General features: G+C 71.3%; 14 protein-coding genes. 5 read left to right on the plus strand and 9 right to left on the minus strand.

Features of this window, described 5'->3' with window-relative positions; all coding sequences use genetic code 11:
* Positions 1 to 5: 5 nt before the first annotated feature.
* Genes ACFV9W_RS01575 through ACFV9W_RS01585 form a run of 3 tightly spaced genes read right to left on the minus strand, consistent with a single transcriptional unit; the run spans position 6 to position 3,585 of the window.
* Positions 6 to 1,052, minus strand: coding sequence for a 2Fe-2S iron-sulfur cluster-binding protein (locus tag ACFV9W_RS01575; RefSeq protein ID WP_385754302.1), 1,047 nt, complete (start codon positions 1,050 to 1,052; stop codon positions 6 to 8).
* A complete protein-coding gene (locus ACFV9W_RS01580) occupies positions 1,049 to 2,722 on the minus strand; it encodes an FAD-binding protein (protein ID WP_385754305.1) in 1,674 nt (557 codons plus the stop codon). Before ACFV9W_RS01580 ends, ACFV9W_RS01575 begins: the two co-directional genes overlap by 4 nt.
* Positions 2,719 to 3,585: an alpha/beta fold hydrolase gene (locus ACFV9W_RS01585; RefSeq protein WP_385754308.1), complete on the minus strand. Its 867-nt coding sequence runs from the start codon at positions 3,583 to 3,585 to the stop codon at positions 2,719 to 2,721. Before ACFV9W_RS01585 ends, ACFV9W_RS01580 begins: the two co-directional genes overlap by 4 nt.
* A gap of 249 nt (positions 3,586 to 3,834) precedes the next feature.
* Here ACFV9W_RS01585 and ACFV9W_RS01590 point away from each other — a divergent pair, with 249 nt between their 5' ends.
* Positions 3,835 to 4,410, plus strand: a complete 576-nt coding sequence (locus ACFV9W_RS01590) for a flavin reductase family protein (protein WP_385754311.1) — start codon at positions 3,835 to 3,837, stop codon at positions 4,408 to 4,410.
* 35 nt (positions 4,411 to 4,445) lie between these two features.
* Here the strand turns inward: ACFV9W_RS01590 and ACFV9W_RS01595 are convergent, their stop codons facing one another.
* Complete coding sequence (locus ACFV9W_RS01595; RefSeq protein ID WP_385754314.1) at positions 4,446 to 5,345, minus strand: IclR family transcriptional regulator; 900 nt, start codon at positions 5,343 to 5,345, stop codon at positions 4,446 to 4,448.
* Positions 5,346 to 5,562: 217 nt separating this feature from the next.
* Here ACFV9W_RS01595 and ACFV9W_RS01600 point away from each other — a divergent pair, with 217 nt between their 5' ends.
* Genes ACFV9W_RS01600 through ACFV9W_RS01610 form a run of 3 tightly spaced genes read left to right on the plus strand, consistent with a single transcriptional unit; the run spans position 5,563 to position 7,444 of the window.
* A complete protein-coding gene (locus tag ACFV9W_RS01600) occupies positions 5,563 to 6,417 on the plus strand; it encodes an LLM class F420-dependent oxidoreductase (RefSeq protein WP_385754317.1) in 855 nt (284 codons plus the stop codon).
* A gap of 32 nt (positions 6,418 to 6,449) precedes the next feature.
* Positions 6,450 to 6,998: a nuclear transport factor 2 family protein gene (locus ACFV9W_RS01605; RefSeq protein ID WP_385754319.1), complete on the plus strand. Its 549-nt coding sequence runs from the start codon at positions 6,450 to 6,452 to the stop codon at positions 6,996 to 6,998.
* Complete coding sequence (locus ACFV9W_RS01610; protein WP_385754322.1) at positions 6,995 to 7,444, plus strand: nuclear transport factor 2 family protein; 450 nt, start codon at positions 6,995 to 6,997, stop codon at positions 7,442 to 7,444. Before ACFV9W_RS01605 ends, ACFV9W_RS01610 begins: the two co-directional genes overlap by 4 nt.
* An 85-nt stretch (positions 7,445 to 7,529) precedes the next feature.
* Here the strand turns inward: ACFV9W_RS01610 and ACFV9W_RS01615 are convergent, their stop codons facing one another.
* The 3 genes from ACFV9W_RS01615 to ACFV9W_RS01625 all read right to left on the minus strand — a co-directional run bounded on the left by ACFV9W_RS01615 (position 7,530) and on the right by ACFV9W_RS01625 (position 11,927).
* Complete coding sequence (locus tag ACFV9W_RS01615; RefSeq protein WP_385754324.1) at positions 7,530 to 9,038, minus strand: MFS transporter; 1,509 nt, start codon at positions 9,036 to 9,038, stop codon at positions 7,530 to 7,532.
* A 121-nt stretch (positions 9,039 to 9,159) separates the two neighbouring features.
* The gene (locus ACFV9W_RS01620; protein WP_385754326.1) at positions 9,160 to 10,572 is read right to left on the minus strand and encodes an amidase; all 1,413 of its coding nucleotides are present in this window, start codon (positions 10,570 to 10,572) and stop codon (positions 9,160 to 9,162) included.
* Positions 10,573 to 10,760: 188 nt separating this feature from the next.
* Positions 10,761 to 11,927, minus strand: a complete 1,167-nt coding sequence (locus tag ACFV9W_RS01625) for an acyl-CoA dehydrogenase family protein (protein ID WP_385754329.1) — start codon at positions 11,925 to 11,927, stop codon at positions 10,761 to 10,763.
* A gap of 46 nt (positions 11,928 to 11,973) precedes the next feature.
* Here ACFV9W_RS01625 and ACFV9W_RS01630 point away from each other — a divergent pair, with 46 nt between their 5' ends.
* Positions 11,974 to 13,059, plus strand: coding sequence for an acyl-CoA dehydrogenase family protein (locus ACFV9W_RS01630; RefSeq protein WP_385754331.1), 1,086 nt, complete (start codon positions 11,974 to 11,976; stop codon positions 13,057 to 13,059).
* Between the two features lie 74 nt (positions 13,060 to 13,133).
* Here ACFV9W_RS01630 and ACFV9W_RS01635 read toward each other — a convergent pair whose 3' ends face one another.
* Complete coding sequence (locus ACFV9W_RS01635) at positions 13,134 to 13,940, minus strand: SDR family oxidoreductase (protein ID WP_385754334.1); 807 nt, start codon at positions 13,938 to 13,940, stop codon at positions 13,134 to 13,136.
* A 60-nt stretch (positions 13,941 to 14,000) separates the two neighbouring features.
* Entirely contained in the window at positions 14,001 to 14,756 is a 756-nt protein-coding gene (locus tag ACFV9W_RS01640) for an SDR family NAD(P)-dependent oxidoreductase (RefSeq protein ID WP_385754336.1), read from the minus strand.
* Between the last annotated feature and the right edge of the window lie 37 nt (positions 14,757 to 14,793).

Here is a 14,793-nt window from a genome sequence, read left to right on the forward strand (position 1 = left end):
GAACCTCATCCGTCGTAGGTGATCCTGATGTGCTCGCTGCGCGGCAGCGCCTGGCAGGCCAGGACGTAGCCGTCGGCCACGTCGCGCGCGTCGAGCACCTCGTTGCGTTCCATCGCCACCTCTCCCTCGACGAGCAGGCAGGCGCAGGCGCTGCAGTTGCCCTCGCGGCAGGAGTACGGCGCGTCGAGTCCGGCGGCGAGGAGTACGTCGAGGAGCTTGCGGTCGGCGGGCCAGGGCAGCGTTCTGGTGTCGCCGTCGAGTGCCACCTCGACCTCGCCGGCTTCGTCGGATGTGTCGGGTCCGGGGCTCTCCGTCGCGGCGAACGGGTCGCCGGTCAGCGAGGCGAACCGCTCGACCCGGACCCGGTCCGCCGGCACGCCCATGGCCGTGAGGGTGGTGGTGGCGAGCTCCATGAAGGGGCCGGGGCCGCACACGAAGGTCCGCCGCCCCGCATACGGCCCGGCGAGGGCGCGCAGCGCGGGCCCGGTGGGCAGTCCCTGCACCGACTCCAGCCAGTGCAGCACGGTCAGCCGGTCACCGAACTCCTCGGCGAGCGCGACGAGTTCACTGCGGAAGATCACCGAGTGTTCGTCGCGGTTGGCGTAGATCAGCGTGACGGAGCCGGTGCCCGCGTGCAGGCAAGATTTCAGGATCGACATCACCGGGGTGATGCCGCTGCCCGCCGCGAGGAGGAAGAGGTCCTCGTCGAGTGTGTCGGGGGTGAACGTACCCGCGGGCCGCAGGACTTCGAACGTGTCGCCCTCCACGACGTGGTCGCAGATCCAGTTGGAGCCGTAACCGTTCACCGTGCGCTTCACGGTGATCTTCAGCTTGTCGTCGCGCTGCGGGGAACTGCACAGCGAGTAGCAGCGGGCGGCTCCCCCGGCGCGTTCCGTGGGCACCCGGACGGTGAGGAACTGGCCCGGCCGGTAGCCGAGCCGCCCCTTCGGTACGTCGACCGGTTCGAGCACCAGCGAGTGCGCGTCGGCGGTCTCCCGGACCACTTCGACGACACGGACCGTGAGACGGGACCCGCCGCCTGTCTCGCTCACCGGGCGCCTGCGTGCCGGGCGGCGATGTAGCCGAAGACCATGGACGGGCCGATGGTGGCGCCGGGGCCCGCATACTCGTTGGCCATGACGGACGCGGAGGTGTTGCCGGTCGCGTAGAGGCCGTCGATGGCGCCGCCGTCCTCGCGCAGCACCCGGCTGTGCTCGTCGCAGACCAGACCGCCCTTGGTGCCGAGGTCGCCGACGTCGAGGCGCACGGCGTAGAAGGGGGCCTTGTCGATGACGTCGAGATTGGGGTTGGGCAGTGTGGGGTCGCCGTAGTAGCGGTCGTACGCGCTGTCGCCGCGGCCGAAGTCGGTGTCCTTACCGGCGCGGGCGAACCCGTTGAACCGTTCGACGGTCGCGGTCAGTTCATCCTCCGGCACGTCGATGGCTCGGGCCAACTCGGCCATGGTGCCTGCCTGGTGGACGATTCCGGCGTCGTAGAAACCGCGGGGGAAGGGCATCCCGGGCAGCACCTGGGCGAACGGGTAGCGGGCGCGGGCCTTGGCGTCCATCACGAACCAGGCCGGGACGTGCTTGCCGGCGAGCTGGTCGTGGACGAAGTTCGTGTACGGCGAGGACTCGTTGGTGAATCGCCTGCCCTGCGAGGAGACGATCACGGACGGCGGGATGCAGCGCTCGGAGACGAGAGGAATCGTCACGCCCTTGGGGTGACGCACCGATGGCATCCACCAGGCGTCGTCCATGAAGTCCACCGCAGCGCCGAGTTCGAGACCGGCGAGGATCCCGTCGCCGACGTTCTCCTGCGCGCCCGCGCTGTAGTCCTGGATTCCGCCGTCCGGCAGATACTGCGCGCGCATCCGCTCGTTGTGGTCGAAGCCGCCGGCGGCGAGCAGCACACCGTGCCGGGCTCCGATGCGTACGCTCTCGCCGTCGCGCCGCGCGACGATGCCGGTGACCCGGCCACTGTCGTCGGTGACGAGCGAGGTCATCGGTGTGCCCAGCCACAGCGGGACTCCCGCGTCCTTGAGCGCCATGCGCATCCGGGCCACCAGGGCGCGTCCGCCGGTGGACATATGGCGGCGCCGGATCACGTTGGAGGAGACTCGCCAGGCGGCTACGACGGAGGCCCAGCGGCCGCGCCAGGTCCGCTTCACCATGGCCAGGTCGTGGTAGTCCTTGCCGGTGACCCACAGGCCGAGCGGGCCCTTGAGGCTGTTGGGCCGCTGGTACTTCTCGTCCTCGCCGAGCTTGCGGGTGTCGAACGGGACCGCCTCGATCGACCGGCCTTCGGGGCGTCCGCCCTCGTACTCGGGGTGGTAGTCGGAGTACCCCTTGGTCCAGGTGAAGCGCATCCACTTGCTGCGGCACAGCAGTTCCATGGCGGCGGGACCCTGGTCGACGTAGGCGTCGAGGCGGGCGGCCGGGACGCGGTCCTCGGTGAGCAGGTCGAGGTAGCGGCGGACGGACTTCCGGCTGTCGTCATGCCCCTTGGCGCGCAGGACCGGGTTGTTGGGGATCCAGATGCCACCGCCGGAGATGCCGGTCGTGCCGCCGTACATGGAGCCCTTTTCGACCACGACCGTCGACAGTCCGGCGTCGGCGGCGGTCAGCGCGGCGGTCATGCCACCGCCGCCGCTGCCGACGACGACGAAGTCGAACTCGTGGTCCCAGGCGGGGGCGGAGGCAGGAGTGGGAGCGGGGGTCATGCCGACTCCTTGCGGGTCAGGAAGGCCAGTACGACGCTCTCCCAGGCCGCCTTCTGCTCGATCATCACCCAGTGACCGCAGTCGGGGAACACGTGCAGTTCGACGTCGGGAATGGTGCGCATCGGCACGATGGACATGTCGACGGGGCTCACGCGGTCGTCGCGGCCCCAGGTGATCAGGGTCTTCGCCTTGAGCCGGTGCAGCATCGCCCAGTACGGGGGCTGGTCGGAGGCGGCAGCGGCGGCGGCCCGTGCGGCGAGGGCCGAACCGCCGTACATCGCGCGGGCGTTGGCAAGGGCCTCGGGGGCGTTGGCCAACTGCCAGCGTTCCTCGATGAGTTCGTCGGTGACCAGGCTCTGGTCGTGCACCATGGAGCGCAGCCAGCGGACCAGCCCTTCGCGGGTGGGGTCGTCGGTGAACTCGGTCAGGAGCCTGATGCCCTCTCCCGGGCCGGGGCTGAACAGGTTGCGGCCGATGCCGCCGATCGTCACGAGCTTGCGGATCCGCTCGGGCCGGCGCAGCGCGAACTGGGTGCCGACGATGCCGCCCATGGAGTTGCCGATGACATCGACCTGGTCCAGGCCGAGGGCGTCGAGAAAGCGGCCGAGGGTGTCGGGGGCGGTGACCATGGGGTGCCCGTCGACGGGATCGCTGACGCCGAACCCGGGCATCTCCAGGACGAGGCAGCGGAAGTGCTCGGCGAACGTGGCGAGGTTGCCGCGGAAGTTGCGCCAGCCGGTGACGCCGGGGCCCGAACCGTGCAGCATCACGAGGGGCGGCCCGGCACCGGCCTCGTGATACCTCAATACGCCGTGTTCGGTGGAGAGTTCACGCGCAGTGGACTCGTGGCTCAGCTCCGTCATGGTTCCCGCCTTCGCCGTCCTGTGGTCAACGCCGGGAACGTAACCGGGCCCGGTCGACAGGGCGGCGGGGATCCCGATCAGCGGGACGTGCGGGCGGCGTTCACCGCGACACGGTCCGGGGCGCGGCCGTCCCGGGGCGGGTTCCACTCATCGGGAGCACCGTTCCGCACTGCCCGGAACGGCCCTAGCGTCGGCCTCCGCTCGCTCACCGCGCACGCCATGCGTGCCGTCCCTCTTGAGGTGAACACGATGAGACCGCAGTCGCCCGCCGCACCCGAGGCACTCGGCGGCGCAGCCCCCACGCCGACCGACATGCGCCGGGCCATGGGAGCGTTCGCGACCGGGGTGACCGTGGTCACCGGCCTGGACACCCAGGGGGATCCGGTCGGCTTCGCCTGCCAGTCCTTCGCGTCCGTCTCGCTCGATCCGCCCCTGATCCTCTTCTGCGCCGACCACCGCGGACGCGCCTGGCCGTGCATCAGGGACACGGGCCGGTTCTGTGTCAACGTCCTGGCCGAGGAGCAGGCAGGCCTGTGCGAGCGCTTCGGCTCCAGCAGGGGCGCGAAGTTCACGGGGCTCGGCTGGGACCTCTCACGCTGGGGCACACCGGCCTTGCGCGGCGTGCTGGTGCGTGCGCACGCGGAGGTGTGCGACGTGCATGTGACCGGCGACCACGACGTGGTGATCGGCCGGGTCCTGGGCCTTGAGGCGGAGCGCGAGCAGCGGCCGATGCTTTTCTTCCGCGGGCACTTCGGCGTCGACACCGCACCGCCCGCCGCACCGGTGGGCCCCTTCACCTGGGGCGAGGGCGACCTCTGGGGCTGACAGAGCCTGCGGGGTCGAGGACGGCGGCCGGGAGGTCAGAGCCACCCGCCGTCCTGTCCGGCCGCCAGCAGCCGGTCCATGGCCTGCGGCGACCAGGTCTCCTCCGTCTCCGCGGCGCCCGGCCGGGCCGCTCCGGTCCTGCCGGTGTTGTCCGGGCAGGGGAACAGTTCCCGCGAGACCTGCCTGGCGGCGTCGACCACCAGCGGTGCGACCTTCTCCAGCGGGGTGTGTGCCTGTCCGGCGAGCGAGATCGCGGCCAGCGGCCCCTCCGGGCCCCGCACGGCCGCTGCCACGCAGGCGATGCCGGGGAAGAACTCGCCGTACTCGAAGGCCAGTCCGCGGCGCTGCCTGATCCGGTGCAGCTCGTGATGGAGCGTGGGCAGGTCGGCGATGGTGCGGTGGGTGAGCTTGCCCAGCTGGTCGGCCAGCCTGGACTCGACGACCTCCGGTTCCAGCCAGGCCAGCATCGCCTTGCCGAGCGCCGTGGCGGCCGCCGGCGTCCGGCCGCCGACCCACGAGGGGACGGAGGCGGCGAAGCGGCCGCCCGCCTTGTCGAGGTAGAGCACCTGCCCTTCGTCGAGCACGGCGAGATGGACGACCAGGCCCGTGCGGATCTGCAGGTGGTGCAGTCGCCCCGCGGCCGCGGCGCGGATCTCGGTGTGAGCGCCGTCGCCGCCGCCGAGTCCGAGGGCCCGGCGGCCGAGGCCGTACCCGAAGGGGGTGTGCTCCAGCCAGCGCAGCCGCACCAGTTGTTCGAGGATGCGGTGGGCCGTGGAGCGCGGCAGGCGGGTACAGCGCGCCACGTCCTCAAGGGACAGCCTCGTGGTGCGTCCGGTGAACGCGTCCATGATCAGCGTCATCCGCTCGACCATCGACGGCGGGAGCTCCTTGCGAGCGGGCGTGTCCACAGCAGCCACGTCATTGACAACCGTCATGGGCCCTCCTCCTGCTCTTCTGAAATGAATTCTACTTTTGGAAGCTAGCAGCGCATCTCGGCAGGAGGAAGAGGTGTGCACGGGATTCCGCACGCCCGACTCCACCCCTCCGCCGCCGGTCTCCCGATCAGCGGGATCGCCCGGCGCCCATGCCCTGCTCCTGCGTTACGAATCGCTGGACAGCACGCACGCCGCCGACGGTACGAGGAGAGAATCCATGCGCATCGGGATCACATCGCCCGTGGTGGTGCAGCTACCGGGCGCCGCCTCCCCCTGGGAGGCGGATGCCGGCATAGACGAGCTGAGTCTGATCGCGCGCACCGCCGACCGGCTCGGCTTCCACCACCTCACCTGTAGCGAGCACGTGGCGGTCCCGGTCGACGTCGCCCGGGAACGCGGAGGAACCTACTGGGACCCGGTGGCCACGCTCGGCCACCTGTCCGCGCAGACCAGCCGCATCCGGCTGGTCACCCAGGTACTCGTCCTCGGTTACCACCACCCGCTCCAGATCGCCAAGCGCTACGGCACCCTGGACCGGCTCAGCCACGGCCGCGTCACACTCGGACTCGGCGTCGGCAGCCTCGCCGAGGAATTCGACCTGCTCGGCGCCGAGTTCGCCGACCGGGGCGCACGCGCCGACGACGCCCTGCGGGCCCTGCGCGCCGCCCTGTCCCGGCGGGTGCCGGAGTACCGGGGAGAGCACTACTCCTTCCAGGACTTCGTCGTCGAACCGCACGCCGTCCAGGACCGCGTCCCGCTGTGGGTCGGCGGCCGGACCCCGCGCTCGCTGCGGCGGGCCGTCGCGCTGGCGGACGGCTGGGTGCCCTTCGGCATCGCGCCCGACCGGCTGCGCGCGATGCTCGCCGGGACCGAACTGCCGGACGGCTTCGAGGTCGTCCTCTCCCCCGGCCGCCCCCTGGATCCGGCCGGGGCGCCGAAGGACACGGCCGCCGCCCTGACCCGGCTGCGCGACGCGGGGGCCACGCTGCTGTCCGCCTCCGTCTCGGCGCGGTCGGCGGAGCACTACTGCGAGCAGCTGGACACCCTGTACGCCCTGTCCCGCAATCTCTGACGTTCCCTCAACCCGACCGAAGGGAAAGACCGTTGAGTGACACCGAGCAGCCCCATCCCCTTCCGGACATAGACCTCCTGCAGGCCCTCGCCGACAGCCAGGAGACCCTGTCCCGCGTGGAGCGGCGGCTGTCCCGGCTCGAGGACGAGGCCGCCATCACATCCCTGATCCTCTCCTACGGTCCGTTGGTCGACAGCGGACAGGCCGAGGCCGTGGCCGCGCTGTGGGAGGAGGACGGCGTCTACGACGTCGACGAGCTGCTGATGACCGGGCGCACGGAGATCGCGGCCATGGTCCGCTCCCCCAACCACCAGCGTTGGATCGGCCAGGGGTGCGCCCATGTCGTGGGCGCTCCGCGCGTCCGCGTGTGCGGGGACGAGGCCGACGCGGTCTGCTACACCACCATGGTCGTCCGCGATCCGGATACGAGCGCGTTCACCCTGCGCCGGGCCACGGCCAACCACTGGCGGCTGCGCCGGCGCCCCGAAGGCTGGCGCGTGAGCGTCCGTACGAACCGGGTCCTGGACGGCCGTACGGAGTCCCCGGAACTGCTCGCCTCCGGGGTGGTGGACGGGGCATGACCGCGGACACGGTGCGACAGGGCGCCGACGACCACCGGCTCATCGCCGAGGCCCTCGCGCGGCTCGCATCGGCGCTCGACACCCGGGACTGGGCGGGCGTCGGCGCCGCCTTCACTACGGACGCGACCGGCTACGGCGCCTCCGGCGTGCGGAACATCCTCGCCGTCGTCCGGAACCATCTCGGCGGCTGCGGCCCCACCCAGCACCTCCTCGGCAACCACCGGGTCACTGTCGACGGCGACCACGCCCGATCCCTGACGTACGCCCGCGTGTACCACCAGGGCGCGGGCCCGTGGACCGGCCACTTCTTCGAGTGCTGTGGCGAGTACGACGACCGCTGGGTGCGCTCGGAAGGTCAATGGCTGCTGTGCGCGCGGAAGTTCAACATGACGATCCAGCTGGGCGACTTCGGCGTGCTGCGTCCACCGGGCGATCGGGAGACGTAGGTGGCCGCCCGACGGGCCCGTGCCGTCCAACCGCTCCTCGACGGAGCGGCCGGGCGACACGGGCCCGTCGGCACCAGCGCTCGGCTCAACCCGCCGCCCCGCTCGCGGGCACCCGCACGTCGTCGGCCGGCGGGAGCTCCTCCGCCGGTTCGATCAGACCGCCGCGCGCGGGGGCGCGTCCGTGCTTCATCAGCAGGGCCACCACCATGCCGACGGCGCCCACCGCCGCCGCGTACGCGTACGCGTGGGTGAGCGCGCTGTCCGCGTAGACCACGGAGCTGGTGGCCGCGTCGACCTTCAGCACGTGTCCTGACATGACCACGCCGGTGAGCGACGTGGCGATGCCGGCGGCCAGCAGCGTGGTCATGCCGGCGATCGAGTTGCCCACCGCGTTCTGCGAGGCGGGCAGGGAATCCTGGAGCAGGTTGGCGTTGGAGGAGTGCAGGAAGCCGTTGGCGCAGCCGGCGACCAGGGCCACCAGACCGATCTGCCACTGCACGGTGAACAGGCGGGAGCCCAGGGCCATGACCAGGAGGAAGCACGCGGCACTGACGAGGAGGACATTGCGAGCGCCGATCTTCGTCGTCAGATAGCCACCGAGAGGGCCCACGAACATCGCCACGATCCCCAACGGGCAGGTCCACACGGCGAGTTCCGTGGCGCTGAGTCCGGCGCCGTAACTGAGGCCCGGAATACCTTCCGGCGTCCGGAGCATGGTGGGGCTGATCAGCGCATGCGCGTTCATCATGTACGACACGCACGCGACGGCCAGCACGGTGGGACCGAACCGGCGGCCCAGCAGCACGTCGAGCGAGACCAGCGGATGGCTGCAGACTCGCTCCCAGGCCGCGAAACCGATCAGCATGGCGACGCCGAGGATCAGGCAGACGAGTGTGGAACCGGCCGTCCATCCCCAGTTGCCGCCCTGGGTGATGCCGAGCAGCAGCACACCGATGCCCGGACCGAGCAGGACCGTTCCGACATAGTCGACGGGACGGTTGACGCGCACCGTGCTCTCGGGGATGACGAAGGCATAGAGCGGCAGCAGGACCACCGCGTAGAGCGCGAGGAACCAGAAGACGCCCGCGGGGCCGTGCAGGTCGATGAGCCAGCCCGCGAGGAAGGGGCCGACGAGGGCCGCCATGCCGACCCCTGTCACCACGGCGCCCAGGGCGATGGGCACGAAGTCGCGCCGCATGATGTCGCGCACCAGGCTGTACGAGAGGTTGACGATTCCGACGATGCAGCCCTGGAGGGCCCGCCCCACCAGCAGCATGGCGAAGGAGGACGCGAGCGCGCAGATCACGCTGCCCGCGAGGAAGACGAGGCCGAGCAGGAGAATGACCCGTTTCTTGCCCCACTTGTCCGCGGCCTTGCCCACCAGCGGCATGACGGTGGCTCCGGCGAGCGTGACGATCGAGGCGGCCCAGGCGATGTTCAGCGTCTGGAACTCACGGGCCAGGTCCGGCATCGCCGGGTAGACCATCGTGATCTCGAAGGTGGCGGCCTCCGAGAGGAGGATGACCAGGACGAGCACGGCCACCGCCCTCCCTTTGGAGACCACCGCGGGGCGCGGGGTGACGTTGTCTGCCATCGTGATCCTTTGTCCGAGTGCGGGATGCGGGGTACGGGTGCAAGGTGCGACCGATGCGACAGGCGCGGTGGGGGCGTAAGGGCGTGGCACATGGGGCCCACGGGACAAAACTGATGAAACGTCAGATGTCCGTGCCGGGAGGCGCGTTGAGGTCCCAGGGAGCGGCCCGCTCCAGCTGTGCGGCCAGGGAGAGGAGCAACCCCTCGCCCTTGACGGTGGCGAACTGGACCCCGAGCGGGAGCCCGTCGCCGTCGTACCCGAAAGGGACGGACATCGCCGGCATGCCGGTGACGTTGTGGACGCTGGTGAAGGCCGACTGCACGGCGGCGTGTTCGTAGATCGTCTCCGGCCGACGCGTGTCGAGGACGCCGAGCAGGGGCGTGGGCCGGGCGAGCGTCGGGGTCAGCAGCACGTCGCACGCCTCGAACGCGGCGCCGACCTGCCAGCCGATCTCCTGCGCCCGCCGCAGCGCGCGGCTGACGTCCGCGCCGGTGAGCGTGTGGGCGTGCTCGTAGATCACCCGGGTGAGAGGTTCGATGTCGTCGTCGGCGAGTGGCCGGCCGAGCTGTTCAAGGCGGGCGTCGATCTGCGCCACCACGTCGGCGCCCATGAGCGTGGCCGAGGCGGCTCCGACCTCCGCGGGCCGGTAGGGGGCCGCGACCTCGACGACCAGGTGACCCAGTTCCTCGCAGACCCGTGCGGCGTCGAGGACGGCGCGCAGCGGCTCCGCGTGCACCTCGGGGCCGCCCGGCAGGGAGGTGACCAGCCCGATCCGCAGCCGCCCCGGGTCGCGCCGCGCGCAGGCGGCGAACGATTCGGCCGCGCCGGGCGCCGCGTAGGCGTCACCGAGGAGCGGCCCTGCGGCGATGTCGAGCAGCAGCGCGCTGTCGCGCACCGTGCGGGTCACGGCGTGGTGGCCGGAGACCAGTCCGGACAGGGTGGTGGGGCGGGGCGCGGGCGAGACCCGGCCGCGTGCGGGTTTGAGGCCGAAGAGCCCACAGGCCGCGGCGGGGATGCGGATCGAGCCGCCGCCGTCGCTGGCGTGCGCGACGGGCACCATTCCGGTGCTCACGGCGACGGCCGAACCGCCGCTCGAACCGCCGGGAGAGTGCTCCTTGCCCCAGGGGTTGCGGGTCGGGCCGTACAGCGTCGGTTCGGTGCTGGCGTTGAGGCCCAGTTCGGGGGTGTTGGTGGTGCCGAGGACGACCATGCCGGCACGTCGGTAGCGCTTCACGAGTTCGCTGTCGCGGTCGGTGGTGACATCGGCGAAGAGTCTGCTGCCGCCGGTGGCCGGCAGTCCTGCGACGTCCATGCCGAGGTCCTTGACGAGAACCGGCACGCCGCGCAGCGGGCCCTCGGGCAGTCCTGCGTCCACCTCTGCGAGCGCCGCGTCGAACCGGGTGTGGATGACGGCGTTGAGTTCGCCGTTGAGCTTCTCGATACGGGCGATGGCGGCCTCGGCCACCTCGCGGGCGCTCACCTCGCCGCCCGCTGTAGCGGACGCCGTCGCGACGGCGTCCCACCTGTCGGCCACTGCATTCTCCTCACGCTCGGACAACCGCAGAGCGGCACCGGCCCGGGATCCGGCCGCGGGGGCGGATCGCCGCATGGCGCTGCTGGGCGGAGCCATAGGGGGTGAGGGGAAGTTACGGCCCGGCTCAGTCCACGGCGTGAGGTGTCCCACTCACCGGGAGGCCCGGAGCAGAGTGCCGCCGGACGCGATCACGGGCGGGCCTCCCGGGGCAGCCCGAGCACGCGCTCGGCGATGATGTTGCGCTGGATCTCGTTCGAGCCGGCGTAGATGGTGTCGGACCGGGAGAACAGGAACAGCCGCTGCCAGTCGTCGAGGTCGTAGGGTTCGCCGGCGGCGAGCATCCCGTCGGCTCCGCACACGTCCATGGCGAGTTCGCCGAGTTCGCGATGCCAGGTGGCCCAGTAGATCTTTCCAATGGACGCCTCGGGGCCGGGGGCACCGGCGGCGGCTCCGTCCAGCATGCGCAGCGCGTTGAACCGGATGGTCTCCAGGCCCACCCAGGCGCGGGCGATCCGGTCGCGGATCAGTGGGTCATCGGCACTGCCGTTGTGGCGGGCGAGCTCGATCAGGGACTCCAACTCCCGGCGGAATCCGACCTGCTGGCCGAGGGTGGACACGCCGCGCTCGAAGCCGAGCGTGGCCATGGCGACCTTCCAGCCCTCGCCGGGCGCGCCGACGATGTTCGAGGCGGCGGTGCGGGCCCGGTCGAAGAAGACCTCATTGAACTCGCTGGTGCCGGTCAGCTGAGTGATGGGCCGGATGTCCACGCCCGGCTGGTCGAGCGGGACCAGGAGACAGGACAGTCCCTGGTGGCGAACGGACCCGGGTTCGGTGCGGGCGATCACGAAGCACCAGTCGGACTCGCGGGCGAGCGAGGTCCAGATCTTCTGTCCCGTCACCGTCCATGCCTCGCCGTCGCGTTCGGCCCTGGTGCGGACATTCGCCAGGTCCGATCCGGCGTCCGGCTCGCTGTAGCCCTGACACCACAGCTCTTCGGCCTTCACGATGGGCGGCAGGAACCGGGCGCGCTGTTCTGGGGTTCCGAAGGCGATGAGCGTCGGGCCGAGGAGCTGTTCGCCGATGTGGTTGACCCGTGCAGGGGCGTCGGCGAGGGCGTACTCCTCGTGGAAGGCGACCTGTTGTTCGAGGGTGGCACCGCGACCTCCGTACTCCAGCGGCCAGCCCACGCAGGTCCAGCCGGCGGCGGCCATATGGCGCTCCCAGGCGAGCCGTTCGGCGAGCACCTCGTGCTCGCGGCCGGGCCCGCCGCGCCCTCGCAGGGCGGTGAACTCGCCGGTGAGATTGGTCCGCAGCCAGCTGCGGACCTCGGCACGGAACTCCTCGACGCTGGTCATGAACGTACGCTAACCTACCAAACACTTGTTAGGCGAGGAGGTGCGGATGTCCGCCGCTCAGGACATGAGACTGACGCGCGAGCACGAGGAACTGCGGTCCGCCGTCCGGTCGTTGCTGGTCCGGCACGAGGGCGCGGACGCCTGGCGGCCGCTGACCGAGCAGATCGGCGTCGCCGCGCTCGCCGTGCCGGAGCGGTACGCGGGAGCCGGGTGCGGGGCAGTCGAAGTCCATGTGGTGATGGAGGAGCTGGGCCGGGCCCTGAGCCCCGCCCCCCTTCTGGGCTCGGCCGTACTCGCCGCGCAGGCCGTACTCGCCACCGGGGACGACGACGCCTGCGCGCGGCTGCTGCCCGGCATCGCCGGCGGCAGCACCGTCGCGTCCCTGGCCTGGGCGGAGAACGGCTCCTGGAACCCGGAGCACACCGACACCCGGGCCACGCCGGGCACCGGCGGAACCTGGCGGCTGAATGGCGTCAAACAACATGTGCTCGACGGCGCCGAGGCCGATGTGCTGCTCGTGACCGCCCGCACCGACCGCGGCGCCGCACTCTTCGAGGTGCCCCCGCGGCAACCGGGCGCACAGATCGAGACCCACGTGACGTTGGACCGGACCCGCCCCCTGGCGCACTGGCGGTTCGAGGGGGCCGAGGGGCGGCTCGTCGGTACGGACGGCGATGCGGCCGGGGCACTGGAGCGCGCACTGGACCTCGCTTGCGCCGCCCTGGCGGCCGAGCAGGTCGGCGCCGCCCACAGGTGCCTTGAGCTGACGGTCGCGTACGCGATGGAGCGCATCCAGTTCGGCCGGCCCATAGGCTCCTTCCAGGCCGTCAAGCACCGGCTGGCGGATGCCTACGTACTGGTGGAGTCGGCGCGGTCGGCAGCCCTGGGCGCGGCCTTCGCGGCAGCGCACTCACCGGACTTCGGCAGGTACGCGTCGGTCGCCAAGTCCGCGTGCTCCGAGGCCTTTTCGGCGGTGGCGGGCGAGATGATCCAGCTGCACGGCGGCATCGGCATCACCTGGGAACACGACGCGCACCGCTACTTCAAGCGGGCGCACGGGTCCTCCCAGCTCTTCGGAACACCGGCCCGGCACCGCCGACGGCTCACCGAGAGCCTGGGCCTCCCGGCCTAGAGTCCTTCTGACGGATCCTGCCGGAGTCGCGGGCCCGGGCAGGAGCGGCAGCCGGACCGGGACCGGGTCCACGCTCAGCCCTGCGGTGTCCACACCTTCGGCCAATCCAGGCCGCGCAGATGCGCGTCGATGCCTCCGTCGCAGTACATCAACGTACCCACGCAGTAGGCGGACTTGGCAGACAGGAGGAAGAGCACGAGCTCCATGACCTCCTCCGGGGTACCCGCCCGCCCCGCGGGGACGGACTTCAAGAATGCCTCGATCCCCGCCGCGATCTTCGGGTCCTGGCGCCCGGCCCGGGTCATCGGGGTGTCGATGAATCCCGGCGCTATCGCGTTGAGACGGATGCCGTCCGCGATGTAGTCGGCGGCACGGGTACGCATGTAGTAGGCGATCGCCGCCTTGGTGGCCGGGTAGGTGAGCACGCCGCCCTCGTCGGCCAGGGAGTCGGCGAGGGTGCACGCCGCCTCTTCGTCGCCCGCGAGACACGCCTCGGCGAGCTTCGGGTTCCAGCCGGGTTGAGTGGTCGTCGAGTTGGAGGAGGCGAGGACGACGGAGGACTCCCCCGCGGCGGCCAGGGCCGGGCGCAGCTCCTCCAACAGGCTGATGGCTCCGTAGTAGTTGACGGACACCAGCAGGCTCGCCGGCCGGTTCGCGCCACCGGAGATCCCCGCGAACGGCACCAGGCCGTCCAACTGCCCGTCGGCGAGCCTGGTGACCTCGACCGCGGCGGCGCGACGCCCCTCCGCGGTGCCCAGGTCGGCCGCCACGTCGGTGCCGCGCAGGTCGACCCCGATGACCCGGTGCCCCTGTTCGGTCAGCCGGGCGGCGATGGAGGCCCCCATACCGGAGGCGGCTCCGGTGACGGCGATGGTTCCCATGTCGGTCTCCTCATTGGTGGTTCGGTGTGTACGCGGACGGGGTGGGTGTCGACAGCGGCCTCAGCGGAGCTTCACGGCGCCACCGTCGGCCATGACGGTCTGCCCTGTCATGTACTGCGCGTCGTCGCCGGCCAGGAAGGCGACGATCGGTGCGACGTCGCGGTCGGGGTCGCCGAAGCGGCCCAGCGGCACCGAGGCCGCGGACTGGGCGTACTGCTCCGGGCGCGCCTCGGCCCAGGCGGCCACGCCTGACGTCAGTGCCATCGGGCAGACCACGTTGACCCGGATGTTGAACGGCGCCCACTCGTTGGCAGCCACCCGGCTCAGGCCGCGGATCGCTTCCTTGGCCGCCGCGTAGGAGGCCTGGTTGGGCTGGCCGTTCAGGCCCGCGCCGGAGCCGAAGTTGATGACGCTGGCGTTGCCGGTCTTCCTGAGTTCCGGCAGGGCGGCGAGCATGAAGTTGCGGGTCGCGTACAGGCCGGTGCCCATCGCCAGGTCCCAGTCGTCGTCCGTCTGATCCTCGAACGGCTTCTGCCGGGACACGCTCGCGTTGTTCACCAGCACCTCCAGGGAGCCGAAGCGCTCCACCGCGGTGGCCACGGCGGTGTCGGCGACCTTGCGGTCGGAGACGTCGCCTCTCAGGAAGACCACGGCATCCCCCAGCTCCTTCGCCATCGCCTCCCCCGCCTCCTCCTGGAGGTCGACGACGACCACGCGGGCACCGCGCGCGACGAACAGCTTGGTGATGGCACCGCCGATTCCGGAGGCTCCGCCGGTGACCAGGGCCGTCTTGCCCTGCAGGGTGGGAAAGCTCATGACGACATTCCTTCCGAGTGTCTGGAAGCGCGGCGCC

Source organism: Streptomyces sp. NPDC059897 (assembly GCF_042730865.1).
Lineage (GTDB): Bacteria > Actinomycetota > Actinomycetes > Streptomycetales > Streptomycetaceae > Streptomyces.

Coding starts and splice junctions, on each gene's coding strand:
- ACFV9W_RS01595 (WP_385754314.1), bottom strand. CDS start 5,345: ATGACGGTTGTCAATGACGTGGCTGCTGTGGACACGCCCGCTCGCAAG.
- ACFV9W_RS01635 (WP_385754334.1), bottom strand. CDS start 13,940: ATGGGAACCATCGCCGTCACCGGAGCCGCCTCCGGTATGGGGGCCTCC.
- ACFV9W_RS01610 (WP_385754322.1), top strand. CDS start 6,995: ATGACCGCGGACACGGTGCGACAGGGCGCCGACGACCACCGGCTCATC.
- ACFV9W_RS01600 (WP_385754317.1), top strand. CDS start 5,563: ATGCGCATCGGGATCACATCGCCCGTGGTGGTGCAGCTACCGGGCGCC.
- ACFV9W_RS01580 (WP_385754305.1), bottom strand. CDS start 2,722: ATGACCCCCGCTCCCACTCCTGCCTCCGCCCCCGCCTGGGACCACGAG.
- ACFV9W_RS01625 (WP_385754329.1), bottom strand. CDS start 11,927: ATGACCAGCGTCGAGGAGTTCCGTGCCGAGGTCCGCAGCTGGCTGCGG.
- ACFV9W_RS01640 (WP_385754336.1), bottom strand. CDS start 14,756: ATGAGCTTTCCCACCCTGCAGGGCAAGACGGCCCTGGTCACCGGCGGA.
- ACFV9W_RS01630 (WP_385754331.1), top strand. CDS start 11,974: ATGTCCGCCGCTCAGGACATGAGACTGACGCGCGAGCACGAGGAACTG.
- ACFV9W_RS01615 (WP_385754324.1), bottom strand. CDS start 9,038: ATGGCAGACAACGTCACCCCGCGCCCCGCGGTGGTCTCCAAAGGGAGG.
- ACFV9W_RS01590 (WP_385754311.1), top strand. CDS start 3,835: ATGAGACCGCAGTCGCCCGCCGCACCCGAGGCACTCGGCGGCGCAGCC.
- ACFV9W_RS01585 (WP_385754308.1), bottom strand. CDS start 3,585: ATGACGGAGCTGAGCCACGAGTCCACTGCGCGTGAACTCTCCACCGAA.